Source organism: uncultured Chryseobacterium sp., assembly GCF_936933875.1.
GTDB lineage: Bacteria > Bacteroidota > Bacteroidia > Flavobacteriales > Weeksellaceae > CAKZIK01.
Genome location: NZ_CAKZIK010000022.1, coordinates 91,627 through 116,185 on the forward strand (window position 1 = coordinate 91,627; position 24,559 = coordinate 116,185).

Here is a 24,559-nt window from a genome sequence, read left to right on the forward strand (position 1 = left end):
AGAATTTTGTTCGCCTTAATTTTATTTTAAATTTTTATTGTTTAGAAAATTTCCATTTCAAACCCAACAAAATCACTGAAGCTAAAATTGAAACAGAATTGGTAACGATCATAGAAATATGGCTGTTTAGAATCCCGTACCATAACCAAAGTGAAGAGCTGACAACACCAATGATTATGGTAAGCCAAGAAAGTTCATCCGTAGATTTTTCTTTCAATATTTTAAATATTTGCGGGATAAAAAGTGATGAAGACAAACCTCCAGCAACAAAACCGATAATTTCAGGATTGATATTTAGCATATTACGTTTTTTTTGTAAACTTCCATTTCATCCAGAGCATAATAACGGCGGTAAGAAATACAATAATATTGGTAAGAATTACCGAAATACTGTCTTTGAAAACACCATAAGCAATCCAAATTATGGTACTTGCCAAAACGATGAGGAAGGTGGAAACCGAAATATCTTTTACAGATTTTGATTTCCAGGTTTTAAAAATTTGAGGAACGAAGGTGATGCAGGACAAAAATCCTCCGGCAAGACCTATAATTTCTGGGTTAAAGTTCATGAGCAATGGATAATTAGCGATGAGTAACAGTACAAAAATAAAGAATTACTCATTACCTATCGCTTATCACCAATCTTTTCAATCCCAATCTGCAGCGACAAATTTCATTTGGTTTCCTTTTGTGTCTGTAAGGGTGAGATGATGTCCATCAATTTCATATTTCGTCATCAACGGAAGTGCTTTTCCAAAAGCATCTTCGAGTTTCATATTGTTTTCGCAATACATCATGGTGCTTCCAACATCCGAGAATTTTACGGTTCCATTGGCTTTGAAATCTGCTTCAAAAAACATTTGATTGCAACCCATTTTTGCCTTCCACAGGTTTTTGGGAGATTTTGTTTGGCTTAAATCCATTTGAGCATTGTTTTTCACCATTAAATCTCGGCTAAAGTTCTGAAATTCAATCAGCATCCATTGCCGGTTCAGCTCATCGGGATTATTTTTTCCTGAGGCACAGCTTTGGAAAATGAAGAAAGAGGAAATGAACAGGAAAGTCTTAAGAAGCATTTTCATCATTTTGATTTTATGAAAATTTTAACCCAAAACTGTACCAATTTCAGCTTGTTTTTGCGTTAAAATGGTTAATTTAGCGACATTAAAATTTTTAAGTAAATGAAAAAAATATTTTTGCTACTCACATTTATGTTGAGTTTTATGCAGTTGAGAGCCGATGAAGGAATGTGGCTTTTCACATTGATTAAAAGACTTAACGGTACAGATTTACAAAAACAGGGGCTTCACCTTACTGCGGATGAAATTTATTCTGTAAATAATTCAAGCTTGAAAGACGCTATCGTACAGTTTGGCGGTGGTTGTACTGCAGAAATTGTATCTCAGGAAGGTTTACTTTTCACGAATCACCACTGTGGTTACGGGAACATTGCGGCACTTTCTACTCCTCAAAAAGATTATTTAACGAATGGTTATTGGGCAAAGAAAAAATCTGAAGAACTTCCTGCTAAAGGACTTAAAGTAAGATTTTTGGTAAGAATGGACGATGTTTCAGCAAGAATTAATGCAAAACTAAACGGTGTTGCAGAAGCTGACCGTAAAAAAATCATCGATGACGAATACAAAGCCATTGAAAAAGAAAACAATGGAAACGGAAAATATACTGTTGTTGTAAGAGATTTCTTTAACGGAAATGAGTTCTATTATTTTGTATATCAGGATTATAACGATGTAAGATTTGTAGGAACACCTCCTGCTTCCTTAGGAAAATTTGGTGGTGACACAGATAACTGGGAATGGCCAAGACATACTGCGGATTTCTCTGTATTCAGAATATATGCTGATGCGAACAACAATCCTGCAGAATATTCTGTAAACAACGTTCCATTAAAGCCAAAACATTCATTACCAATTTCTTTAAAAGGTTATAAACCCAATGATTTTGCCATGATCGTTGGTTTCCCAGGAAGAACAAACCGTTACCTTACATCTTACGGAATTGAGCAAATGGTGAACAAAGATTATCCGGCTTGGGTAGAAGCTTCGAAACTGGCAATGGACGTGATGAAAAAATACATGGACAAAGACCAGGCTACAAAACTGAACTACGCTTCACAATACGCAGGAGTTGCAAACTACTGGAAAAACAGACAGGGAACTATTGACGCTGTAAATAAAAACGGAACAATTTCCGACAAGCAGGCTTTGGAAAATTCCTACAATACATGGGCATTAAAAGGTGAAAATGAGGCAACTTACAGCTCTGTGTTGAAAGATATTCAGGCTTACTATCAACAAACTTCGAACAGAGGTGTTGAAAGAAATTACGGAGCTCAACTTCAGAGAAATGCTAAATATATTTCTTACGCGTATTCTTTAGGTGCTTTGCTGAAATCTTATGCTGACCAAGATGCTGCAGGAAAAGCAGCAATGAAAACTAAAGTTACAGATGCTATTAACAATGCTTATGATAAATTCAATACGAATTTAGAAGGCGAAATGTTGAACTCTATGGTCAATCTTTATCAGCAAAGAGTAAACAAAGATGTAGCTTCTCCCACTTTAATGGCTGCAAACGCTTCCGCACTTTCTAACATGGCTTTTGCTTCTATTTTTGCGAATAAAGAATCTGCAATGGCTTTTGTAAACAATCCGGACAGATTGAAAATTGACGCAGACCCATTATTGAAACTAGCAAATGGGTACATGGCTGACCAAAAACTTGCAGGTGAAAGATGGGTAAAAGTGGACGAAAATTTTGCTAAAAACAACAGACTGTTCTTTGATGGTTTGAGAAAATCTCAACCGGACAAAGTATTTTATCCGGATGCCAACTCAACAATGAGAGTAACTTTTGGAAAAATTGCTACGCTACCGGAAAGAACGGACAGAAAATACTTCGGTATTAAAGAGAAAAATAATTATTACACAGACATTAATGGATTGGTTGCTAAGTACAAAAAAGGTGATGAAGAGTTTGATTTACCTGCAGATTTCCTGGCTTTAGTAGCTAAAAAAGATTGGGGACAATATGCGGACAAAAAGAATAAAACATTACCGGTGAACTTCCTTTCTGATAATGATATTACGGGTGGAAACTCAGGCTCTCCAATTATGGACGGTTACGGAAGGTTGATTGGTCTTGCTTTCGACGGAAACAGTGAAGCTTTAAGTGGCGACATCGTTTTCGAAAAAGAATGGCAGAAAACCATCAACGTTGATATCCGTTTTGTTCTTTGGATTATTGAAAAATATGGTAAAGCAGGTCACTTAATTAGTGAAATGAAGTTTGTAAAATAATATACAACACTGTTATAATTGAACGTCGCAGCTTCGCTGCGGCGTTTTTATTTGCAATAATTCATACAGTTTTTTGTATCAATAATTACATTTAGAGTGGTTTATTAATACCAGGATTTCCAACAATTACGCAATTTAAGAAGCAGTAGAGACCAATCAATTCGTTTTAAAGCTTATGTTTTTTAAATCATTCGACATTCATCACTGCAATAGGTAAATCATTTAAAAACAAAAAAACCACCTCTTGCGAGGTGGCTTTCCCATAGTTTATTTAACAATGTTTATCTCTTGATAAACTTCATTACAATTGGTTCTTCATCATTCATTTCTACTTTTACAACGTAGATTCCCTGCTGAAGTTTGGAAACATTAATCTGATGTTTGTTTCCGTTCAGTTTAGAAGACATTCTAAGGTTTCCTGATGCATCATAAACGTTTGCAACCGCTCCTTTAGCTAATTTTTCCGGAACTGAAACCGTTACGAAATCTACCGCCGGATTTGGATAAAGATTCATTTCATCATTCACCACATTATCATTCGATACCGTTGAAGCTCTATCTAAAGTATAGCCTGGCTCAACTCTTAAAGCATAGCAAGAATTAGCATTGTATCCGCTGTAAGGATAAACTTTGATATAATAAGTTCCTGCAGAAACAGTGTACTGTACTTTTTCAGCTGTTGTTCCGGAATTTACTGAAGATTTCAATAAAGTTGTTCCGTTGCTGCTATACAGTTTCAAATCTACATCGTGAGTTAATCCGCTTAGCTTCACTGTCATTTGTCCACCTGTTGTGAAGGTAATTTTATACCAGTCAATATCTCCTGAAGCCTGAATTGTTGCGTTGTAATCTGTACTCAAGGCAGTAATTGTATAAGCCGTCGCAACTGTATTGTTGGATTCGTAATTTTGTGCACAAGAACCTGTTGCAGCAGTTGTGGTGAACTGTCCTGTTGTGTATGCACTGCTTGAAGTGGTAGAACAAACATTCAAAACTCTAATATCATAAGTTGTTCCGGCTGTTAAGCCTGATAAACTTTGTGAAGTTGAAGTTGTAGAAGAGGTCGTCCAAGTTGAAGAGGCAGCAGTTTTATATTCAAATGTATATCCTGTAGAACCCGAAACCGCACCCCAACTTACAGTAGCAGAAGTTTGTGTAACAGAAGCAGCAGAAATTGTTGATGGCGCTGAACATGTTGTTGTTCCTCCTCCACTTGCAGCTGCTCCAATTCCAACTGCGTAGAAAGCGTTCATTACTTGGTTTGCTTCGTCACTTCCAACTCCGTATAAATCTTCAGCAGATTTTATAGAGTAAGTTCTAGCATCTGCATAAGTTGATGAAGCTCCTAAATATGTTGTATTCGTTCTGTAAGCAATTGCAGCAGCTTTAGTAATACCAAGACCAGAAACATTGAATGCGCTTCCGATATCATTTGTTCCGCTACCACCGTTTGTTAAAAGATAGAACCAGTAATTCAATACTCCAGAATTGGTGTGAACTCCGCAATAATCGTTCGAAGATGTTGGTGAACATCCTGTTACAGTAACCCACTTTGTTCCTTTGTATGTGTCAGGTTGACTGTAAGCATTCGGATTACTCATACTTCTGAAAGTCATCCCGATTTGGTCTCCCATTAACCAGTTGGCTCCGGTTGGTTTTGCTGCGAATTCTACGGCAACTCCCAAAATATCACTGTAAGCTTCATTCAATGCACCGGATTCTCCTTTGTAAGCAAGATTGGAAGTTCTTTCTGTAACACCGTGAGTCATTTCGTGACCAACGATATCCAAAGAAGTCAATGGTGTTGTTGAAGCATCTCCATCACCATAAGTCATTCTGCTTCCATCCCAGAAAGCATTTAAGTAACTTGAAGAATAATGAACGTAGCTTAACATTTTCATCCCGGCTCCGTCGATTCCGTTTCTTCCGTAAGCGCTGCTATAATAATCATAGACTTTTTCAGAACCCCAATGTGCGTCGGTTGCGTATTGGTCTTCTGCCGTATTTACGTTGTTCCAGCTGTTATCTGCATCTGTAAAATCAACTGCTGCAGTATAAGAAGTACCTTTCTTAAGGTTATACGTTTCAATACCGTTTCCTCTTCCCGTTTCACGAAGTCTGTAAGTTGTGCCGGTATAATCCGTTGTCATGCTTTGTGTTCCGCTATAAGCTGTTGTTGCAGTTGCTGAAGCATTTGCTAAAACAGATGCAGGAGCTGCAAGCACCGGAAAACGGTCAATGACGATTTCCCGGTCCGAACCTTCACCGTAAAGTGTTTTAATTAATTGGTTGGTTCCCAAAACTTTTCCGTTTTGCGCATCAACGTAAACAATTTGTCTGGAAAGCGGCGCATTTGCATAAATATCAAACTTGTAAGCCAGCTTCAGTTGAGATGCATCGAATTCAGAACCTTCGTTATAGTAAACCAATTCTGCTTCCGGTAAAAAAGTAGCGGCAGAATTTCCGGTTTCTCTTTTCAGGAAAGCTTCTTCACCCGCATTTTCCCACTTGTATTCTTTGGCTCCAACAAATGCTTTTGCAGATTCCAATGCAGTTTTTTCAGAAATTTTTGATGTTCTGGAATTTTTAGATTCTGAAGTAAAATCTTTTACAACAGTTCCGTTTTGAGACATCAATTTTCCGTTTTTAACGTGTTGAACGAAGAAAGCTCCTTCAACAGGAATGCCGTTTAACGTTTGCTGATAACGGAAATGTTCAAAACCGTGGTTGTCTTTTTCAGACTTTAAAAGTTTTGATTCTACATTTTCCTGACCTTTTGCCGCATTCAGGAATTTGCCTTTAGCAAAGCCCGGAGCCTGAGCATCAGAAAACTCAGTGAGATTTGGATAAAGACGGTCTTTGCCATTTTGCTGACCATAGAAAATAGCCGCAATACCAATTGCGGCTACAGAGAAGATAGTTCTTTTTTTCATTTTTTAGTAAATTTGACTAACTCAAAATTATAACTTTTTTCAAATCATACAAGAAAATTGTTGTACCTTTTTAATAATTTATTATTTATTTCATAAAATTAATGAAATAAGATTCCTTTTAATATCGTTTGTTGGTCTAATATATTTACTATATAAATTAAAGTTTAATTGAGTAATTTTAAACATTTATTATTATTTTTTATATAATTTAAAATTTAAAGTAATGCCTTCATTTTAATAAATTAATAATGCAAAAGAAAATAAAATTCAGTGCTGAAGTTCAAAAAAACGGAAACATTAACGCTGCGTTTGTTGATTTCCCCTTCTCTACCGAAGAACTGTTTGGGAAGAAAGGACAGGTAAAAATTAAAGCCATATTTTATGGAGCAACAGTATATAGTGAATGTTTTGCAAAAATGGATGGAAACTGCCAAAACTTGGGTAACACTAGACATCAGAAAAAAAACTCGCCAAATCTCTTGGAGATACGGTTGATGTTGAACTTTGGGAAGACCAAGAAGAGCGTATTGTGGAAATTCCCGATGATGTGCAGAAGGTTTTTGAAAACGAAAGCAAAGCAAAAGAACTTTTCGACGCGATGAGTTACACGCACCGAAAAGAATACATCCGTTGGATTACCGAAGCCAAAAAACCCGAAACGCGCGAAAATCGAAAAGTAAAAATGATTGAAATGATTTTGGTCGGTAAAAAAGGAATTTAGAGATTCCGCTCTTAGAGGTGTGCTGAAATTTTCAACTGAAAATTTTGACGGGGTGTTCAGAATTTTATTTAACTTTCACAAATGAAATCCTACGAAACCGAACGTTTTATCCTGAAACCATCAGACATCAATGATGCCGAATTTTTTCTTGAGCTCTACAATTCTCCGCAGTTTATTTAAAATATCGGCGACAGAAATCTTCGCAGTATTGAAGATGCTGAAAATTATATCGTTGAAAAATTTCGACCTCAGCTTGAAAGATTAGGTTTGGGAAATTATGTGGTGATTCGCAAAGAAGATTCTCAGAAAATCGGAGCTGTTGGAATTTTCGAACGCGACGGATTGGATGTTATGGACATCGGATTCTCTTACCTTCCACAATTTATTGGAAAAGGCAACGCTTTCGAAGCTGCAAATAAGCTGAAGGAAGTCGCGATGAACGAATTTGGAATCAAAAATATTTCTGCTATCACCACCAAAACCAATATTCCATCACAAAAACTGATTGAAAAACTCGGTTTGAAATATAAAAAAATGGTTACGCTTCCGAACGACGATGAAGAACTGATGTATTACGAACTTTTGGATTAATTATAATTCCAAAATCTGCGCAGCTGCTTCTTTTGATTTTACTTTTTCAATAACATCCGTACAAATTCCGTTTTCATCAAAAATAAACGTAGTTCGCACAATTCCCATATAGGTTTTTCCGAACGTGGTTTTTTCCTGCCACACTCCAAACTTCTCAATAATATCATGATTTTCATCTGCAATTAAATCATACGGAAAAGCAAATTTGGAATGAAAATTTTTCTGCTTTTTTACAGAATCTGCAGAAACTCCCAAAAGCTGAAATCCTGCTTTTTTCAGTTTTGAATAATTATCGCTCAAATTGCAGGCTTCCACGGTACAGGTTGGTGTATTGGCTTGCGGATAAAAGAAAATCACGAGCTTCTTTCCCAAAAATTTGGAAGAATTCACGTTCTTTCCGTCCTGATTTACTCCTTCAAATTCCGGTAATTTTTCCCCTTTTTTAAGCATTATTTCTATTTTTGTTCAAATTTAAATTTAAAATGACAAAAAAGCAAAGAGCCAAGGTTGTAATGGAAGAGCTGGAAAAACTATATCCCGAAGTACCAATTCCTCTCGATCATTCCGACCCTTTTACTTTACTTGTTGCCGTCGCACTTTCTGCACAAACCACCGATAAAAAAGTAAACAAAATCACGCCAAAACTTTTTGAAGTAGCCGGAACGCCTGAAAGAATGTCGAAGCTTGAAATTGCTGAAATTAAAGAGTTGATTAAAGAAATTGGTCTCGCAAATCAAAAGGCAAAAAACCTGAAAAGAATGTCTGAAATTCTGGTGAAAAAACATAATTCCATCGTTCCACAAACTTTTGAAGAGCTCGAAGAACTTCCGGGCGTTGGACATAAAACAGCATCGGTGGTGATGAGCCAGAGTTTTGGTTTTCCTGCTTTTCCGGTTGATACGCACATTCATCGCTTAATGACACAATGGAAACTGACTTCCGGAAAAAATGTGGTAGAAACCGAACGAGACGCGAAAACTATTTTCCCTGAAGATACCTGGAATAAACTCCACCTTCAAATTATTTTCTACGGCCGCGAATATTCACCTGCACGCGGAAATAAAGAGAAAGATTTTATTACGAAAATGTTGTTTGAAAAATAGTTTTATGAGGAGCGGGTTCCTCTCTTTCAGAGTGGAACCCCAACAACTATTGCTTCTTCGCCCAATTCTCCATCTTTCTTTCCAAAACATCTAGCGGAAGACAGCCTTGGTTCAGGATTTCATCATGAAATTTTGCCAAACTGAATTTGCTTCCCAACTGTTTTGAATATTTATCACGAAGTTCACGGATTTTTAAAGAACCAATTTTGTATCCTAAAGCCTGTCCCGGAACTGCCATGTAACGCTCTACTTCCGCAGTTGCACCGGCTTCGTCATAAGCAATATTGCTTAAAAAATATTTTATTGCCTGTGCTCTCGTCATTGTTCCAGTATGCAAACCTGTATCAACAACCAAACGAACTGCGCGTAACATTTGGTCGCTCAAATAACCCATTTTTTGATAAGGGTCGGTGTACAATCCGAATTCCGGACCTAGAGTTTCACAATAATGAGCCCAACCTTCACCATAAGCTCCAAACCAACCGAATCTCATAAACTTCGGAAGTTCCGTATTCTCCTGCTGTAAGGAAACTTGGTAATGATGTCCCGGAATTGCTTCGTGTAAAAACAGAGATTCCATACCCGATGTTACATTAAATTTGGTAGGGTCAGGAAGCGGAATATAGAAAATTCCTGGTCTTTTTCCGTCCGGAGTTCCCTGGATATATTCTGCACTTGCGCTCGCCTCACGGAATTTTTCGGTTTGGCGGATTTCAAAAGGTGTTTTTGGAGTAACACTGAACATCGTTTTCAACTTCGGTGTGATTTTTTTCAGAATCCCGTTGAACGCATTCAAAACTTCAGTGTTAGTTTTGTAAGGCATTGCTTTCGGGTCGGTTTTCACAAAATTGATGAATTCCTCAAGCGTTCCGTTGAACCCAACCTGCTGTTTTACTTTTTCCATTTCTGCACGAAGCATTGCCACTTGCTGAAGCCCTATTTTATTGATTTCTTCAGGAGTTTTGTTAGTGGTTGTCCAGCTTTTTGCATAATAAGCATAGATATCGCTACCTTTTGGTAAAGCATTAATCCCATCAGAAGTTCTGGCTTTCGGAAGATATTCGGTTTCAAGGAAATTAGCCATTTTGGTGTAGGTTGGAATAATTTTCTTTACGATCATATCCTTATAAAGCGTAGTATATTTTTCCTTTTGTGCTGATGAAAAATTCTTTGGAAAATTTTTAATCGGTCCAAAGAAAATATTCTTTTCATAATCGCCGGTTACAATTTCTTCGGCTTTCATTTGAGGAATCATTTTTGCCACCAACGATTTTGGAAGCACATAATTATTCGTCATTCCTTCGCGGAAATTGTCTATCGCAGTGTCCATCCACTCCGGAAATTTTTCAACACGCTTCATCCAGTCATCATAATCTTTTTCAGTTTTAAATGGCTGACTTCCCTGTCCGCTTCCCAACAATGGAAAATCTAAAGGCAAACCGCTAAACTGCGTAAAAGGAATATATTCCGGATGATAAGCATACCGTTCTACTTTATCTTTCAAGGTGTAATCCAACACATCATAAACCGTTTTATCTTCATCGGAAAGACCTTTGTAATCCACTTTTTTCAACTGTTCCTGAACGGAATTATAAAACGCAATTTCAGTCGAAATGAAATCTTTATCAATATTAATAGGAAGTTGGTCGTTGTAGCGGTTATCACCTTGAGCTGTTGCTTCAAGCGGATAAAGCTTCAGATATTGGTCATAATAATTGGATGCGATAGAATCTATCTCAATAGGAGTAACTTTAGTAAGAGGAGAATCTTTCTTTTTACATGAAAGAAAAGCTACGACAATACAAAGCATCATTACAATTTTCAGGAAGATATTTTTCATTTCTAAAATTTTGGACACGCTAAATTAAATTATTTTAATGAATGTAGATCCGCTCTATAACGATAAAATAATCTAAAAAATTTTGATGATTCAATCTATTTTCTATCTTTGTTGAACAAGTTTAACAATCAATTATTTAACTCAACTTTTCTCTTAAAAAATGAAAGGGATTTTAAAAATCTACCATCCGGACGAAACCCTTAAATATCACATCAAAAGCACTTATTGCAAAGCGGTTTACAGCAACTCACAACATTTCCTCGAGGTAGAAGTTATTACAGACGATTCTTTGGATCATGTAGACGACGATTCTTTACAGTACAATTTTCCACAACTTTCTTTAGACGTTTTCGATTTTCCTATTGAAGATCCCGAAATTGAAGGCAAGACCATTACAGTCAACGATTCCGACGAAGAAACTTATACTGAGGTCGACCTTTTCGATGATGATGAAGCTTACATCTACGATAATGAACTTTCCTTTGCAAAAGACGAAAACGGCGAACTGCAATTGGTTTGGAAAGGCAATATTGATGATTTCTACACCGGTTCCGACGAGCCCATTCCTTTCAAACTGAAATGCCACTTCAAGCAGGATGACATCGAGGTTGAAGACGAATAATCTTTAAAATATAATAGCTCACGCAGATTTTGCTGATTGCGCGAATTAAAATTCTAAGAATCTGCTAAATCTGCGAGAAAAATTTGTGATTGCTCAAACTCCCCAAACACCATCTTAAGCATTAATCTTTACTTCCATCAAATCTGAAAATGATGAAGGTTACGCCGAAATGGCTGAAGGGACGGTCGAACTCGCAAAAATCAGGACGGTTTTTTAGGCGTTGAAAGCGCCCGAAACGACATCGGAATTACCTTCTCTTATTGGAAAGATTTAGAATCCGTCAAAAAATGGCGTGTAAATTCTGAACATACCACTGCGAGAGAAACCGGAATAAAATTATGGTACAAAAGCTTTAAAGTCCGTATTGCTCTTGTGGAAAGAGACTATGGATTTTAATTACTACTTTTGCCTTGATTTTTTGCAGCAAAAATTGCAGAAACATAATAACTGACGCGCTTTTCCGTTAGTTTTAAAGCTAAAAAAATACAAATTATAAAAAACTCAAATAAAATATGTTTTTACAGGCAGTAGCGCAAACAGCAGCAGCACCCCAAACTCAGGAACAGGTATTCTCTTTCTGGAAAATTATGTTCCACGGTAATCTTTTCGCCAACATCGTCATGATAACTGTACTTTGTCTAGGTGTTTTTTCATTGTATATCTTTTTGGAAAGATTGTTCTACATCAACCGTCAGTTGAAAATCAACGATTTCAATATGATGAACAACATCAACGATTTATTGAAAGACGGTAGAATTGAAAGCGCTGTAGATTATTGCGAAAGACAAAATACTCCTGAAGCCAGAGTTTTGGAAAAAGGAGTTACAAGAATTGGGCGCCCAATTTCGGATATTGTAAGCGCAATGGAAAGCCAGGGACAAATTGAAGTTTCAAAACTGGAAAAAAACCTGAACCTTTTGGCCGCAATCCCAAGTATTGCTCCAATGCTCGGACTTTTGGGAACCGTTATCGGAATTATTATGGCGTTCTTCAACATGGCAAATGCTGAAGGTTCTTTTTCTCCAAAAATTTTGTCAGAAGGTATTTACACCGCACTTGGACAAACTGCGATGGGTCTTGCAGTAGCAATTCCGTCTAACTTTTTCTATAATTTATTATTGACCAGAATTGACAAATTTGTATTGAAAATTCAGAATCTGTCATCAGACTTCCTTGATATCATCAACAGACCGTAAGAATTATGAAAATTAAACGAAGAAATAAAGCCAATCCGGAGTTCTCGCTTGCTGCGATGGTGGATGTTATTCTGCTTTTGCTCATCTTTTTTATGGTAACTTCTGCAGCTTCCAATGTAAGTGCGATTGATGTAAAATTACCAAAAGGCGAAGTGGAAAACCCAAACATCCCGAATGACCTTTCATTGAGTATTAAACCGGACGGAACATATTACATCGACGATAAACCTGTAAAAAAAGAAGAGGTGGAACAAATTATTGTGAGCCGACTTCAAAATCAGACGAGTCCGAGTTTTACAATTCGTGCCGACGAAAACACAATGCATAAAGACGTAGTTTTCGCTATGGAAATTGCCGAGAAACACAAATTTAATATCGCCATCGCGACCACAAAAGAGCAATAGCACAATCTTTGCAAAACTTCGCATAATGAACGATTACACTTTAAATAAAAGAGAAGAAAATAAGGACAAACTGAAAAGTGGTATTATTACTGCCATTATTTGGTCTGCAATTTTGCTGTTTCTCTTTATTTACAAAGTAACCGAAAGACTTCCGGCAAAACAGGAAGTTGTTACCAAAATGCTCATCAATTTCGGCGACAACCGCAACGGGAACGGAATTGAAGAACCCGCAAATCGGGATGGTTCATTAGCTTCAGAAGCTAATACCAATGTTGAGGAAATTTCAGCACCAAAATCTGAAACAAAAACAGTAGCAGCACCAAAACCCACAGTTGCGACTCCTCAAAAAAAAGAAGCGGCAAAAGAAAAAATAATTACCGGAAACAATACTAAAAGTTCCGTAAAGACTTCGGACAAGACTGACAAAACATCAAAAACCGCATCGAAAACCTCAACAGTCAAATCAACAACAAGTTCTGCATCAAGTTCAAAAACCAGTGGTAGCAAAGCAACTACAGCCAATTCTACTACAGGAAACGGCGACGGAAAAGGAACTGCCGCTGTCGGAAATTTAATTAAAGGACGCGGTACAAAACCCGGCTCACAGGGAACCGGAACCGGCATTGGAAACAACGGCGACCCTTTAGGTGGCGATGGAAACGGCGACAGCAAAATTGGGGTGGACAGACGATTAATCGGCTACATTCCCGGAACAATGGGTCGTGGCGGAGCTCAACCTTCGCACAACTGTTCTGCGAGCGGAACTATTAATATTTCCTACACGGTAGATAAAGCCGGAAATGTGGTTTCTGCGCGTCGTTCAGGTGGAATTTCCGACCCTTGTGTAGCTTCAACTTCTGTAGCTTGGGTAAAAAAATACGTAAAGGCTGAAAGAGCAAACTCCTCATCAACAGGAACTTACAGAATTACTTTTTAATTTTTTTAGGCGCCTATTTCCGCCTTCCGCTCCCAATCTTTTTTCGGCGGCGGCTTCGCCGCCGCCGAAAAAAGGATTTCCGCTCAAGTCGGGGCGTAACGCAGGATTTCTTATATTTTTCAGGAAAAATTTCTGGTTCAGAAAAACTTTTTTCAAATTTGTATTATGACGAATCAGCAATATCAGGAAGCTGTAGAATGGCTTTTTGTTCAGGCTCCCAATTATCAAATTGATGGCCAAAAAGCGTACAAACCGGGACTTCAGAATATTAGCAAACTTTGCGAATTTTTTGGAAATCCGCAGGATAAAATCAAAACCATCCACATCGGTGGAACCAACGGAAAAGGCTCTACAAGCAATATGTTGGCTTCGGTATTGCAGGAAGCGGGTTATAAAGTTGGTCTTTACAATTCGCCTCACCTCATCGATTTCACGGAAAGAATAAAAGTGAATGGTAAAAATGCAGATAAAGAATTCGTTTACAACTTCATCCAAAAACTAAAGCAACTTTCGGAAGATATTCGTCCATCATTCTTTGAATTCACAACCATTATGGCTTTCGAATATTTCTACCAACAAAAAGTAGATTTTGCTGTTATCGAAGTCGGTTTAGGTGGAAGATTAGATTCAACGAACATCATTGAACCTGTGGTTTCAGCAATCACGAATGTCGCTTTAGACCACATGAATATTTTGGGAAACACTGTTGAAGAAATCGCCGCAGAAAAGGCGGGAATCATCAAAAAAAATATTCCCATTATTTCAGGGGACGAAAATGCTGTTGTTAAAGAAATCATCAAAAATAAAGCTGTGGAAACATCTGCTCCTTTTATTGATGCTACCGAAATTCAAACCAACTTATCTACCGATTTAAAAGGAAATTATCAGCAAAAAAATATCCGTGTTGTAGTTGCTCTTGTTGATGAATTAAGAAAGCAAGGCGTAAAAATATCGGAAGAAAATCTCCAAAATGGCTTACAGAAAGTTCACCAAAACACCGGTTTCATTGGAAGATGGTTTGTGTTTTCGGAAAACCCATTAACGATTTGTGACACAGCACATAACCAAGCGGGCTTAGAACTCGTAATTGACCAACTCAATTCCATTCAAAAAAGAAAACACATCGTTTTAGGCTTCGTTAATGACAAAAAAATTGATGAAGTTTTAGAAATCTTACCCAAAAAAGAATCCTATTATTTTGTAAAACCTTACCTCAACCGTGGTCGACACCCAAAAGATTACGAATATTTGTTGAAAAAATTTAAAATCAATTACAAAATTTTCGATGCTGTTCAGGAAGGCTATCTCACTGCAAAACAAAACATTAAAAATGACGAAATGATTTTTATTGGCGGAAGCAACTTTGTAGTGGGAGAATTTTTAGAAAAAAATTTGCAGGAATAAAAAAACGTTGTATATTTGCCGAACCAAAAACAAGGGTTCTTAGCTCAGTTGGTTCAGAGCATCTGGTTTACACCCAGAGGGTCGGGGGTTCGAATCCCTCAGGACCCACACTTGTAAAAAAAATCTCACAGAAATGTGAGATTTTTTTGTTTATGTGTTCTGAAATTTTTCAACAAGAACTCCAAGTTTATAAAAATCCAGGTAACGTAAACTAACCTTTCCTGTCAATAGCTTTTTTCTTATTCTCGATTTTTGTTTTCTAAAAATTTTTGCGAAAAATCTATCACCTTTTGTTTTTTGCAAAAAATTAAAGACTTTAATCAATTTCATTTCTTGAAAACTTGTAGAAATTTCTTTGTTTTTTAAGAGCACAGACAAGGTCTGAATCGCTGCTTCAACCTTTTGCAGGAATTCTTCGTTGCTGCTTTCATCAAGATGAATAACTGGATTATCTATATTAGAAATTTTTATCAGATTTCTTTTCAAGCTTTGGGCAAAAACATAATCTTCGTAACCATATCCTGTGATGCTCTCTTCAAAAGGAACCTCTTCAAAGACATCACGTTTAACAACAAAATTAATTCCTCTGAATGTTTCGTAGGGAGATGCTATTCTTTCAGCCAAAGACTTTATTTCTCTTTCTTTCGAATAGTGCGAGCGGAGATTTCCTTCTATTTCATTTTCTTTAAATCCACCAAATATAACTTGAGGTATTTCCTTTTCAATAATGTTGATGTATTTTTCAACAAAATTTTTGGATATAATTTTAGCATCACAATCCAAAAAAAGAAGTGATTCACCTGAAGAATATTTTAAAAATAGATTACGGATTTTGGAACGACCAACATTTTCTTCAAGAACAATATACTGAGCAGCCTTATTCTGGATTTCTGAATTAATTTCCTGAAAATTTTTATCACAAGCATCATCAATTAAAATAATTTCTGAATCCAAATTCTTGTCCGAAATCTCCCTGTGCAAATCGTTGACAAGATTTCTCACATCAAAATTATAAACAGGAATACAGATTGAAAGCGTCATATCTTTTCCAGAATTTTTTGGATGTTGATTTCTTCCAGACAAGCCCAATCTCCGCGGTAACATTCTTTGTCACCAAAAACCGAGCAAGGTCTGCACGTTAAATCTTTCACCTGAACAACGTCATCCAAACTTTGTCCATACCCTAAAAATCCGGCAAAAGGATGTGTTGAACCCCAAACAGAAACACATCTCGTTCCTACCAAACTCGCCAAATGCATATTCGCGGAATCCATGGAAATCATGGTTTCGAGTTCTGAAATTTTGTGAAGTTCCTCTTTTAAAGACAATTTTCCGGCAAGACTTTGTGAATTGGGGATTTTTTTCTCCCAATCGTTTAGAATTTCAGTTTCCTCTTTTCCGCCTCCGAAAAAGAAAATTTTATGGTCTTTTGCTAAAATTCTTGCCACTTCAAAAGATTTTTCCAATGGAAGCATTTTTCCTTTGTGCTGAGCAAATGGCGCAAATCCGATTCCGTTCTTATTTGTATTGATGACTTTAAACTGATTTGAAAGCTGCAAAGGAAAACCCATTTCGCGGAAAACATCAGCATAACGTTCCGTAGTTTGTTTCAGTTGCGTTTTTTCGAGATTCCAAACGTCAGTCAGTTCCTCTTTTTCTTCTTTTCCTTTATTGATTTTAAAAATCTTAAACCCTTTTCTTCGGAAAATTTTGTTCAGAATCTTCGTGCGGATAACATCATGTAAATCTGCAATATAATCCGGCTGATAAATATTCAGAATTTCTTTTGAAAGCTTATTCATTCCCAAAAATCCTTTGTAATCATCGAGGTTAATTCCGTGAAATTTTAAATGTGGAATATCGTCAAAAAGGTCTTTGAAATTTTTTCGGGAAACCATTAAAATTTCCGCTTCCGGATTTTGTTCTAAAAATTCTCTAAAGACCGCAACCGTCATGGCAACATCTCCAAAAGCAGAAAACCGGTATGCTAAAATTTTCGTCACGATTTCAACTGAAAAGCTACGGCGTAAAATTTAATTTGCTTGGTCATCGCCATCAAACCATTGGCTCTTGATGGAGAAAGAAACTCTTGAAGTCCAATTTCCGAGATAAAGGTAAAATCAGAATCCAAAATTTCTGCAGTGGTATGTCCGCTGTAAATAGAAACCAACAGAGAAACAATTCCTTTCGGTAAAATACCGTCGGAATCACCATCGAAGAATAATTTGCCATCGCGAAATTCGGCATCAATCCAAACTTTACTTTGGCAGCCTTTGATGAGGTTTTCGTCGGTTTTTTTGTCTGCGGGAAGTCCTTTCAAAGATTTTCCCAAGTCGATAATGTATTCGTATTTCTGCTCCCAATCGTCAAGAAAGGCAAATTCCTCTACAATTTCCTGCTGTTTTTCTTTGATGGTCATACTGTTCTGAAATTAATTCTTCAAAGATAAGAATTTTTGAGGGCGTAATTAACGGAAGTTCTCCTGAACAACTCTATCAAAAAGAGAAATTATTTTCTGCTCTTCGTTCTCCCAACAGAGTTCTGAAGCGGCTTTTCTTAAATTTTCGGCATAGAATTCTTTGCCATTATTCAGAATTTCCGAAACTTTAGAAACCAATTCATCTTCAGAATGATTATTGATAATTGCGCCAACTTTGTACTGATTGATGATTTTTGAAGTTTCAGGATAATTGGTTGTCAAAACAGGAACTCCAGCCTGAATATAATCGGATACTTTATTCGGAAGTGAATAATAATAACTGAGACCGTTGTTTTCTTCGATACTCAGGCCAACATCTGCTTTTGTTGTAATTTCACGCAATTTCTCAGATTCTATATTTCCTAAAAACTTTACTTTTTCTTCTAAACCTAAATTTTTAGTTAAAGCAATATATTCCTCTTTTTTTGGTCCATCTCCCGCAATCCAAAACACTGCATTTTCAATATTTTTCATGACCGGAATCATTTTATCCAAACCGCGGGAAGGATTAACTGCTCCCTGATAAAAAATTATTTTAGGCTTATTCTCTGTAAATTTTTTTTCAAAAAAAACTTTACGAGGGAAATTTTGAACAGTTATTGGTTTTTGAATGTGATACGTTTCCGCAAACCATTTAGAATAACTTTCACTTGCCGACATCATATACTTTAATTTTGGCACAAGTTTCCGTTCCAAAAATCTCCAAATTTTCTGCGTAAACCTTCCTTGAACCGAAGGCATTTCAGTGAAAATTTCGTGACTGTCAAAAACCAAAGGAATTCCTAATTTTTTTGATACTAAATAGTTTGGAAGCAAACTGTCCAAATCATTCGCCAAAAGAATGGTGCTTTTATCTGCCTGTTTCAGCAGCTCTTGGTATAGTTTGAAATTAAATTCGGGATATCCTGCTTTCAGAAATTTTGAGGAAAGCTCAAGCCTTTTAAAAGGATAAGGACGAACCATTTCTGGTAATCTTTTCCAATTATTACCAATGAGTGAGATTTCGTAAGCGTTTTCGTGAAGTGTTCTGCAAACCTTTTCAACTCTTTGGTCTGTGGCTAAATTACCGAAAACGCTAACGAGAACTTTCATTCCGTTAATTTAGTCTTTTTTGAAGATATGGTAAAGCTGAATAATGCAAAGTATCGCGTTCGGGATAATAATTGGCCACAACATTCCGCTGTAAAAGCCGTATAGCACGAAACAGATACATCCTATAAGATTAATGATTCTAATTTTCTTAATGTCTTTCAGCAAAAAGCTCAAAACAACAAAAAAAGATGCGGCGTAACCAATATAACTTGCGATTTCGGGAGTCATGTTTAAAAATTTTGGGCAACAAACCTAATCATTTTCAGTGAGATAAAGAAATCTTTTCTGCCATATCGTCACACTAGGTTTTTTGGTAAAGTATTTGTAACTTTGATAAAGAGGTATGGGAAAAATCTCTACCTTTAATAACAATTATTGAGATTATAGTATGGATTATAAATTTTCAGACGGTTTGGGCAAAGTGTTCAAACAGAGTAAAATTGAAGCAAGAAGGCTGAAAAGTGAGTTTCTGAATACGGAGCATTTGCTTTTGGGAATCCTGAAAACAGAAAACTCAGCAAAGGAAATATTGCAGAATTTAAACGCGGACATCACACAAATCCGTAGAAGAATTGAGACTCTGAATGTAGCAAGTTTAAATCCTTTCACAGAAGAAGTTGAAAAAATTTCGTTTACAAAAATGGCAGACCAGGGTGTAAAAAGAGCAGAATTGGAATGCAGACAATATCAAAGTACGGAAATCAATACCGTTCATTTGCTTTTGGGAATTTTATACAAACCGGAAGACCCTACCTCTAGCATTTTGGATGCCTTCGATGTGGATTATGAACGTGTATCTAAAGAATATCAAACGTTGTTGAAAAATTTAGGACAAAATCCGAAAATGAGCGCATACGATGATGATGAGGAACGTGAGGATTATGGACAAATGCGTAAACCAACCGGAAATATAGGAACAGGAAAAAGCAAAACACCAACTTTAGATAATTTCGGCAGAGATTTAACTTCTTTGGCAAAAGACGGAAAACTGGATCCTGTAATCGGCCGTGAAAAAGAAATCGAAAGAGTTTCTCAAATTCTATCAAGAAGAAAGAAAAACAATCCGCTTTTAATTGGAGAACCGGGAGTTGGTAAATCTGCAATTGCAGAAGGTTTGGCATTGAGAATTCAACAGAAAAAAGTTTCTCGCGTTCTTTTCGGGAAACGTGTCATTACACTTGATTTGGCAAGTTTGGTTGCGGGAACAAAATACCGTGGACAGTTCGAAGAAAGAATGAAAGCTATTATGACGGAGCTCGAAAAAAACAGAGACGTCATCCTTTTCATCGACGAATTACACACGATTGTTGGTGCAGGAAGTTCTACCGGAAGTTTGGACGCTTCCAATATGTTCAAACCTGCTTTGGCGAGAGGCGAAATTCAATGCATCGGAGCAACGACGCTTGATGAATACAGACAGTATATCGAGAAAGACGGTGCTTTGGAAAGACGTTTTCAAAAAGTAATGGTAGAACCGACTACGATTGAGGAAACCGTTCAGATTTTAAATCAAATCAAAGATAAATACGAAGACCATCACAATGTTACTTATACTGAAGAAGCGATTGATGCTTGTGTAAATTTGACGGCGAGATATATTACCGACCGTTTTTTACCAGACAAAGCGATTGATGCTTTAGATGAAGCGGGTTCAAGAGTGTATATCAAAAACATGAAAGTTCCGACTGAAATCATCGATCACGAAAAGAAAATCGAGGAAATCAAGGATCAAAAACAGAAAGCGGTAAAAGCACAAGATTACCTTGAAGCAAGAAAATTAAAAGACGAGGAAGAAAGATTGCAGATTGAACTGAATTTGGCTCAAGAAACTTGGGATAAAAACGTTAAGGAAAAGAAAGAAGTTGTAACCGAAGAAAACGTGGCAGAAGTCGTTTCCATGATGAGTGGAATTCCTGTAACGAAAGTCGGCAAAAACGAACTCGACAAGTTGGCGCAAATGGACAATTTGTTGAACGGAAAAGTGATCGGACAGGAAGATGCGGTGAAAAAAGTCGTAAAAGCCATCCAAAGAAACAGAGCCGGTTTGAAAGACCCGAACCGACCAATCGGAACATTTATTTTCCTGGGAACAACGGGTGTCGGAAAAACCGAATTGGCAAAAGTAATGGCGAGAGAACTTTTCGATTCAGACGATGCTTTAATCCGAATCGATATGAGTGAATACATGGAAAAATTCGCTGTTTCGAGATTGGTTGGAGCTCCTCCGGGATATGTTGGTTACGAAGAAGGTGGTCAATTGACGGAAGCGGTTCGTAGAAAACCTTATGCCGTTGTGCTTTTAGACGAAATCGAAAAAGCTCATCCTGATGTTTTCAATATCTTATTGCAGATTTTGGATGAAGGTTTTGTGACCGATTCTTTAGGTAGAAAAATCGATTTTAGAAATACTATTGTGATTTTAACTTCCAATATTGGAACGAGAGATTTGAAAGATTTCGGCGACGGTGTTGGTTTCGGAACTAATGCGAAGAAGTCAACTTCCGATGCAAGAGCAAGAAGTACTATTGAAAATGCTTTGAAAAAAGCTTTCGCTCCGGAATTCCTGAACAGGATTGACGATATCATTATCTTCAACTCTCTTGCACAGGAAGACATCAAGAAAATTATCGACCTTGAATTAGGTAAACTTTATACAAGACTTGATAAATTGGGCTACCAAGTTGAATTAACAGAAGAAGCCAAAGATTTCATCTCGGAAAAAGGTTGGGATAAAGATTTCGGCGCAAGACCTTTGAAACGTGCCATCCAAAAATACATCGAAGATTTATTGGCGGAAATGCTCGTGAACAAGCAGTTTGCTGAAGGCGAAACCGTTGTTTTGAAACTCAACGAAGCCAAAGACGGTTTAGAAGGCGAAAGCAAGAAAACGAAAGAAAAGGCAAAATAATTTGCTAAATGTTAATACTGAACCTGCTCAATTTTTGAGCAGGTTTTTTTGTGAGAATTTTTGACGAAGTCAAAAACTTTGCGCCTTAAAAACATTTCAAAGTATTAAAATTTAATTGCGATTTTGCGTTGAACTATCATAATCGGATTTTAGTATCGTTTTTTTGTGATAATTTATAGCCAATTTTTCGCTTTAAAAATTTCTACTATTTTTAATTTTGAAGAATGGAAAACCAACTTCTTCATAAAGGACAAGGCGCAACCCGAAACGAAATCAACCGTTTCGAAAGGTACACCTATGAACCTGAAGATGAAGATATTGAAGCTGTAAAAACAGCTTTCACCGAAGTTTTTCCAAAAACCATTGTGAATCCTGTGAAGAGCCCGGACTTATCGATGGAATATTCCATGAATCCATACCAAGGTTGCGAACACGGCTGCTCCTACTGTTTTGCAAGACCTACTCATGAATATTGGGGATTTTCTGCCGGAGTTGATTTCGAAAGAAAAATCATGGTGAAAAACAACGCTCCGGAATTACTCGAAAAATTCTTTCAGAAAAAAAATTACAATCCTCTTCCAATTATGCTTTCAGGAAATACAGACTGTTATCAACCGATTGAAAGAAAGCTTGAAATCACAAGAAAAATTCTGCAGGTTTGCCTGGATTACCGCCATCCTGTAGGAATTATCACTAAAAATGCATTGGTTTTGCGAGATTTGGATATTTTGAAACCCATGGCGGAACAAAGTTTAGTTCATGTTAATTTAAGCATTCCAACCATTAATGAAGAATTGCGCAGAACCATGGAACCAAGGACTTCATCCGTAAAAAATAAACTTAAAGCAATTGAAATATTATCGGAAAACAAAATCCCTGTGAATGTGATGGTTGCACCTGTAATTCCCGGTTTAACAAGCGATGAAAGTTTACCTATTTTAAAAGCGGTTTCGGAGGCGGGTGCACTAAGTTTTAGTCATGTCCTCATTCGGTTGAATGATACCGTTCAACCCGTTTTTGTTCATTGGATAAATCAACATTATCCCGAAAAAGCTCAAAAAGTTTTGAATTTAATCCGTTCCATGCGTGGCGGAAATCTCGGAGAAAAAAGATATTTTGAAAGATACAAAGGCGAAGGAAACATCGCAGAACTCATTCACAACACCTTTAAATTAGGGAAGCGAAAATATTTTGCGGATAAACACATGCCGCCTTATTCAACCAAAGATTTTACCGGAACTAAAGCACAGCAATTGAGGCTGTTTTAAAGAATGCTTTTCTGGCGGCGGCTTCGCCGCCGCCAGAAACTAACAATAAAAGGTTGGAAATCAAATTTCTTTTTCAACATCCTGACTTGTATGAAACAGATCAATCACAACAATTTTATCTTCGTCTATGAAAAAATGTATACCAAAAGAAAAAGTCTCTGTAAAAGCAACTCTCACATTTTTGTAACGAATCTGAAAATGTTTTGGATTATTCTTCATCTTCTCAATCGTTTTCCAAAAATCGATCTCAAACTTATCGGCTAACCCTTCCGAAATATATTCGTAATAATTAATTGTTTCCTGAAAGCTTTCGAAGGTAGAATCTTCAAAATAAAGCGTGTACATTATTTTCTTTTCGACTTATATTTAAATTCTTCTTCAGAAACTAATTTCAAAGTTCCGGCTTCATATTCGTAGAGCAATTCGTCTAATTTAGATTTCTTTTCATCACTCAGTTCCGTCAATATTTCTGCTTGCGCCTGAAGAACTTTTTCCATATAATTTTTCAAACTTCTGCCGTCAATTTTTGCTTTAACTTTTAGTTTTTCAATTACTTCTGAATCAAGCGTCACTTCTTTTCTTATTTTAGTTGAACTCATTTCTGTAAATTTTACGATAAATATACGTATAAATTACGTACAAAAACTTAAAACAAAAAAAAGAACCGAATTTCTTCAGTCCTTTTTAAATTATTTAAAAGTAAAATCTTACTTAATCAAGCCCAACTCCACCAGTCTTTCGTGTAAAAATTCTCCTGCATTTGTGTCCGGATACAGTTTAGGATTATTTTCGTCATAAGTACCTTCCAAAGCATTCAACGGCATTTCGCTTACCGGATGCATAAAGAATGGAATAGAAAATCTAGACGTCCCCCATAATTCTCTTGGCGGATTTACCACTCGGTGAATTGTAGATTTCAATTTGTTGTTGGTATGTCTCGAAAGCATATCTCCAACGTTAATCATCAGTTCATCGGGTTCTGCAATCGCGTCAATCCATTCTCCATCGTGGTTTTGAACCTGAAGTCCTTTTCCCTGAGCTCCCATCAAAAGTGTAATCAAGTTAATGTCACCATGTGCTGCAGCTCTTACCGCATCATCCGGTTCTTCCGTAATTGGCGGATAGTGAATGGGTCTAAGGATAGAGTTTCCTTCTGCAATAAATTTATCAAAATAAAATTCATCCAAACCTAGATGCAAAGCCAAAGCTCTCAAAACATACTGACCTGTTTTTTCTAGCATTTGGAAGGCTTTTTTTCCTACCTCGTTGAATTTTGGAAGTTCCTTTACTTCAACATTGTCGGGATAAGTTTCCGCGTATTTGGAACCTTCCGGAAGATACTGACCAAAATGCCAGAATTCCTTCAAATCCCCTTTTTTGAAACCTTTTGCGGTTTCTTTACCAAAACCAACATAACCACGCTGACCTCCGATTCCCGGAATTTCGTACTGTTGTTTGGTTTCTACAGGAAGAGCGAAAAAATTAATTACTTCTCCATAAAGTTCATCCACCAACTTATCGTCCAGAAAGTGTCCTTTCAAGGCAACAAAGCCGATTTCTTCGTATGCTTTTCCGATTTCATTTACAAATTTTTGCTTGCGTTCCGGGTCACCCGAAAGGAAATCACGCAAATCCACACTTGGAACTTGTTTCATTTTATTGAATTAAATTTTTTGTATTGCAAAATTACAGATTTTTAAATCTTTAGCAGAATTAAAATTTCAAACCGTAAATTTGTCCT

The 24,559-nt window shown here is 36.8% G+C and carries 25 protein-coding genes and 1 tRNA gene; 12 read left to right on the plus strand and 14 right to left on the minus strand.

Annotated features, from left to right (window positions below; translation table 11 throughout):
• Positions 1-34: 34 nt before the first annotated feature.
• The 3 genes from Q0252_RS03395 to Q0252_RS03405 form a co-directional block, all read right to left on the minus strand.
• Complete coding sequence (locus Q0252_RS03395; RefSeq protein WP_297983850.1) at positions 35-301, minus strand: SemiSWEET family transporter; 267 nt, start codon at positions 299-301, stop codon at positions 35-37.
• Position 302: 1 nt separating this feature from the next.
• Positions 303-569 carry a SemiSWEET family transporter gene (locus tag Q0252_RS03400; RefSeq protein ID WP_297983853.1) on the minus strand — a complete coding sequence of 89 codons (267 nt, stop codon included), beginning with the start codon at positions 567-569 and terminating at the stop codon, positions 303-305.
• A 78-nt stretch (positions 570-647) separates the two neighbouring features.
• Positions 648-1,085 (minus strand): META domain-containing protein, encoded by a 438-nt coding sequence (locus tag Q0252_RS03405; RefSeq protein ID WP_297983856.1) that lies wholly within the window; start codon positions 1,083-1,085, stop codon positions 648-650.
• A gap of 96 nt (positions 1,086-1,181) precedes the next feature.
• On the opposite strand from Q0252_RS03405, the gene Q0252_RS03410 reads away from it, so the two are divergent.
• Complete coding sequence (locus Q0252_RS03410) at positions 1,182-3,320, plus strand: S46 family peptidase (protein ID WP_297983858.1); 2,139 nt, start codon at positions 1,182-1,184, stop codon at positions 3,318-3,320.
• 281 nt (positions 3,321-3,601) lie between these two features.
• Here the strand turns inward: Q0252_RS03410 and Q0252_RS03415 are convergent, their stop codons facing one another.
• Positions 3,602-6,253, minus strand: coding sequence for a M4 family metallopeptidase (locus Q0252_RS03415; protein WP_297983860.1), 2,652 nt, complete (start codon positions 6,251-6,253; stop codon positions 3,602-3,604).
• A 529-nt stretch (positions 6,254-6,782) separates the two neighbouring features.
• Here Q0252_RS03415 and Q0252_RS03420 point away from each other — a divergent pair.
• Positions 6,783-6,974, plus strand: a complete 192-nt coding sequence (locus Q0252_RS03420; RefSeq protein WP_297983862.1) for a YdeI/OmpD-associated family protein — start codon at positions 6,783-6,785, stop codon at positions 6,972-6,974.
• A 207-nt stretch (positions 6,975-7,181) separates the two neighbouring features.
• Entirely contained in the window at positions 7,182-7,565 is a 384-nt protein-coding gene (locus Q0252_RS03425) for a GNAT family N-acetyltransferase (RefSeq protein WP_367174816.1), read from the plus strand.
• Here Q0252_RS03425 and bcp read toward each other — a convergent pair whose 3' ends face one another.
• A complete protein-coding gene (gene bcp / locus Q0252_RS03430) occupies positions 7,566-8,015 on the minus strand; it encodes a thioredoxin-dependent thiol peroxidase (protein WP_297983864.1) in 450 nt (149 codons plus the stop codon).
• Between the two features lie 32 nt (positions 8,016-8,047).
• Between bcp and nth the strand changes: the two genes are divergently transcribed.
• The gene (gene nth / locus Q0252_RS03435; RefSeq protein ID WP_297983865.1) at positions 8,048-8,668 is read left to right on the plus strand and encodes an endonuclease III; all 621 of its coding nucleotides are present in this window, start codon (positions 8,048-8,050) and stop codon (positions 8,666-8,668) included.
• Positions 8,669-8,714: 46 nt separating this feature from the next.
• Here nth and Q0252_RS03440 read toward each other — a convergent pair whose 3' ends face one another.
• Complete coding sequence (locus tag Q0252_RS03440) at positions 8,715-10,508, minus strand: DUF885 family protein (RefSeq protein WP_297983867.1); 1,794 nt, start codon at positions 10,506-10,508, stop codon at positions 8,715-8,717.
• A gap of 160 nt (positions 10,509-10,668) precedes the next feature.
• Between Q0252_RS03440 and Q0252_RS03445 the strand changes: the two genes are divergently transcribed.
• From Q0252_RS03445 to Q0252_RS03475, 6 genes are all read left to right on the plus strand, one after another.
• Positions 10,669-11,130: a hypothetical protein gene (locus tag Q0252_RS03445; protein WP_297983868.1), complete on the plus strand. Its 462-nt coding sequence runs from the start codon at positions 10,669-10,671 to the stop codon at positions 11,128-11,130.
• A gap of 512 nt (positions 11,131-11,642) precedes the next feature.
• Positions 11,643-12,326 carry a MotA/TolQ/ExbB proton channel family protein gene (locus Q0252_RS03455; RefSeq protein WP_297983869.1) on the plus strand — a complete coding sequence of 228 codons (684 nt, stop codon included), beginning with the start codon at positions 11,643-11,645 and terminating at the stop codon, positions 12,324-12,326.
• A gap of 5 nt (positions 12,327-12,331) precedes the next feature.
• Positions 12,332-12,730 (plus strand): biopolymer transporter ExbD, encoded by a 399-nt coding sequence (locus tag Q0252_RS03460; RefSeq protein ID WP_297983871.1) that lies wholly within the window; start codon positions 12,332-12,334, stop codon positions 12,728-12,730.
• Between the two features lie 25 nt (positions 12,731-12,755).
• Positions 12,756-13,667: a ferric siderophore ABC transporter substrate-binding protein gene (locus tag Q0252_RS03465; protein ID WP_297983872.1), complete on the plus strand. Its 912-nt coding sequence runs from the start codon at positions 12,756-12,758 to the stop codon at positions 13,665-13,667.
• A 165-nt stretch (positions 13,668-13,832) separates the two neighbouring features.
• Positions 13,833-15,071, plus strand: coding sequence for a folylpolyglutamate synthase/dihydrofolate synthase family protein (locus Q0252_RS03470; protein WP_297983874.1), 1,239 nt, complete (start codon positions 13,833-13,835; stop codon positions 15,069-15,071).
• A gap of 33 nt (positions 15,072-15,104) precedes the next feature.
• Positions 15,105-15,179, plus strand: a tRNA-Val gene (locus Q0252_RS03475).
• 42 nt (positions 15,180-15,221) lie between these two features.
• On the opposite strand, the gene Q0252_RS03480 is transcribed toward Q0252_RS03475, so the two are convergent.
• Genes Q0252_RS03480 through Q0252_RS03500 form a run of 5 tightly spaced genes read right to left on the minus strand, consistent with a single transcriptional unit; the run spans position 15,222 to position 18,870 of the window.
• Entirely contained in the window at positions 15,222-16,175 is a 954-nt protein-coding gene (locus Q0252_RS03480) for a glycosyltransferase family 2 protein (RefSeq protein WP_367174814.1), read from the minus strand.
• Complete coding sequence (locus tag Q0252_RS03485; protein ID WP_367174815.1) at positions 16,109-17,074, minus strand: glycosyltransferase family 9 protein; 966 nt, start codon at positions 17,072-17,074, stop codon at positions 16,109-16,111. Before Q0252_RS03485 ends, Q0252_RS03480 begins: the two co-directional genes overlap by 67 nt.
• A complete protein-coding gene (locus tag Q0252_RS03490; RefSeq protein WP_297983878.1) occupies positions 17,071-17,490 on the minus strand; it encodes a SufE family protein in 420 nt (139 codons plus the stop codon). Before Q0252_RS03490 ends, Q0252_RS03485 begins: the two co-directional genes overlap by 4 nt.
• Before the next feature lie 48 nt (positions 17,491-17,538).
• Positions 17,539-18,642 carry a glycosyltransferase gene (locus Q0252_RS03495; protein ID WP_297983880.1) on the minus strand — a complete coding sequence of 368 codons (1,104 nt, stop codon included), beginning with the start codon at positions 18,640-18,642 and terminating at the stop codon, positions 17,539-17,541.
• Positions 18,643-18,651: 9 nt separating this feature from the next.
• Positions 18,652-18,870 (minus strand): uroporphyrinogen decarboxylase, encoded by a 219-nt coding sequence (locus Q0252_RS03500; RefSeq protein WP_297983882.1) that lies wholly within the window; start codon positions 18,868-18,870, stop codon positions 18,652-18,654.
• Between the two features lie 160 nt (positions 18,871-19,030).
• Between Q0252_RS03500 and Q0252_RS03505 the strand changes: the two genes are divergently transcribed.
• Together Q0252_RS03505 and Q0252_RS03510 are read left to right on the plus strand one after the other, a co-directional pair.
• Positions 19,031-21,550 carry an ATP-dependent Clp protease ATP-binding subunit gene (locus tag Q0252_RS03505; protein ID WP_297983883.1) on the plus strand — a complete coding sequence of 840 codons (2,520 nt, stop codon included), beginning with the start codon at positions 19,031-19,033 and terminating at the stop codon, positions 21,548-21,550.
• A gap of 224 nt (positions 21,551-21,774) precedes the next feature.
• Entirely contained in the window at positions 21,775-22,818 is a 1,044-nt protein-coding gene (locus tag Q0252_RS03510; protein ID WP_297983885.1) for a PA0069 family radical SAM protein, read from the plus strand.
• A 60-nt stretch (positions 22,819-22,878) separates the two neighbouring features.
• On the opposite strand, the gene Q0252_RS03515 is transcribed toward Q0252_RS03510, so the two are convergent.
• From Q0252_RS03515 to Q0252_RS03525, 3 genes are all read right to left on the minus strand, one after another.
• Positions 22,879-23,163 (minus strand): hypothetical protein, encoded by a 285-nt coding sequence (locus Q0252_RS03515; RefSeq protein WP_297983887.1) that lies wholly within the window; start codon positions 23,161-23,163, stop codon positions 22,879-22,881.
• Positions 23,163-23,417, minus strand: a complete 255-nt coding sequence (locus tag Q0252_RS03520) for a hypothetical protein (RefSeq protein WP_297983889.1) — start codon at positions 23,415-23,417, stop codon at positions 23,163-23,165. The genes Q0252_RS03515 and Q0252_RS03520 overlap by 1 nt, the downstream gene beginning before the upstream one ends.
• Positions 23,418-23,525: 108 nt before the next feature.
• Positions 23,526-24,473 (minus strand): 2-oxoglutarate and iron-dependent oxygenase domain-containing protein, encoded by a 948-nt coding sequence (locus tag Q0252_RS03525; RefSeq protein ID WP_297983890.1) that lies wholly within the window; start codon positions 24,471-24,473, stop codon positions 23,526-23,528.
• Between the last annotated feature and the right edge of the window lie 86 nt (positions 24,474-24,559).

Coding starts and splice junctions, on each gene's coding strand:
- Q0252_RS03395 (WP_297983850.1), bottom strand. CDS start 301: ATGCTAAATATCAATCCTGAAATTATCGGTTTTGTTGCTGGAGGTTTG.
- Q0252_RS03400 (WP_297983853.1), bottom strand. CDS start 569: ATGAACTTTAACCCAGAAATTATAGGTCTTGCCGGAGGATTTTTGTCC.
- Q0252_RS03405 (WP_297983856.1), bottom strand. CDS start 1,085: ATGATGAAAATGCTTCTTAAGACTTTCCTGTTCATTTCCTCTTTCTTC.
- Q0252_RS03410 (WP_297983858.1), top strand. CDS start 1,182: ATGAAAAAAATATTTTTGCTACTCACATTTATGTTGAGTTTTATGCAG.
- Q0252_RS03415 (WP_297983860.1), bottom strand. CDS start 6,253: ATGAAAAAAAGAACTATCTTCTCTGTAGCCGCAATTGGTATTGCGGCT.
- bcp (WP_297983864.1), bottom strand. CDS start 8,015: ATGCTTAAAAAAGGGGAAAAATTACCGGAATTTGAAGGAGTAAATCAG.
- nth (WP_297983865.1), top strand. CDS start 8,048: ATGACAAAAAAGCAAAGAGCCAAGGTTGTAATGGAAGAGCTGGAAAAA.
- Q0252_RS03440 (WP_297983867.1), bottom strand. CDS start 10,508: ATGAAAAATATCTTCCTGAAAATTGTAATGATGCTTTGTATTGTCGTA.
- Q0252_RS03445 (WP_297983868.1), top strand. CDS start 10,669: ATGAAAGGGATTTTAAAAATCTACCATCCGGACGAAACCCTTAAATAT.
- Q0252_RS03455 (WP_297983869.1), top strand. CDS start 11,643: ATGTTTTTACAGGCAGTAGCGCAAACAGCAGCAGCACCCCAAACTCAG.
- Q0252_RS03460 (WP_297983871.1), top strand. CDS start 12,332: ATGAAAATTAAACGAAGAAATAAAGCCAATCCGGAGTTCTCGCTTGCT.
- Q0252_RS03465 (WP_297983872.1), top strand. CDS start 12,756: ATGAACGATTACACTTTAAATAAAAGAGAAGAAAATAAGGACAAACTG.
- Q0252_RS03470 (WP_297983874.1), top strand. CDS start 13,833: ATGACGAATCAGCAATATCAGGAAGCTGTAGAATGGCTTTTTGTTCAG.
- Q0252_RS03480 (WP_367174814.1), bottom strand. CDS start 16,175: ATGTTACCGCGGAGATTGGGCTTGTCTGGAAGAAATCAACATCCAAAA.
- Q0252_RS03490 (WP_297983878.1), bottom strand. CDS start 17,490: ATGACCATCAAAGAAAAACAGCAGGAAATTGTAGAGGAATTTGCCTTT.
- Q0252_RS03495 (WP_297983880.1), bottom strand. CDS start 18,642: ATGAAAGTTCTCGTTAGCGTTTTCGGTAATTTAGCCACAGACCAAAGA.
- Q0252_RS03500 (WP_297983882.1), bottom strand. CDS start 18,870: ATGACTCCCGAAATCGCAAGTTATATTGGTTACGCCGCATCTTTTTTT.
- Q0252_RS03505 (WP_297983883.1), top strand. CDS start 19,031: ATGGATTATAAATTTTCAGACGGTTTGGGCAAAGTGTTCAAACAGAGT.
- Q0252_RS03510 (WP_297983885.1), top strand. CDS start 21,775: ATGGAAAACCAACTTCTTCATAAAGGACAAGGCGCAACCCGAAACGAA.
- Q0252_RS03515 (WP_297983887.1), bottom strand. CDS start 23,163: ATGTACACGCTTTATTTTGAAGATTCTACCTTCGAAAGCTTTCAGGAA.
- Q0252_RS03520 (WP_297983889.1), bottom strand. CDS start 23,417: ATGAGTTCAACTAAAATAAGAAAAGAAGTGACGCTTGATTCAGAAGTA.
- Q0252_RS03525 (WP_297983890.1), bottom strand. CDS start 24,473: ATGAAACAAGTTCCAAGTGTGGATTTGCGTGATTTCCTTTCGGGTGAC.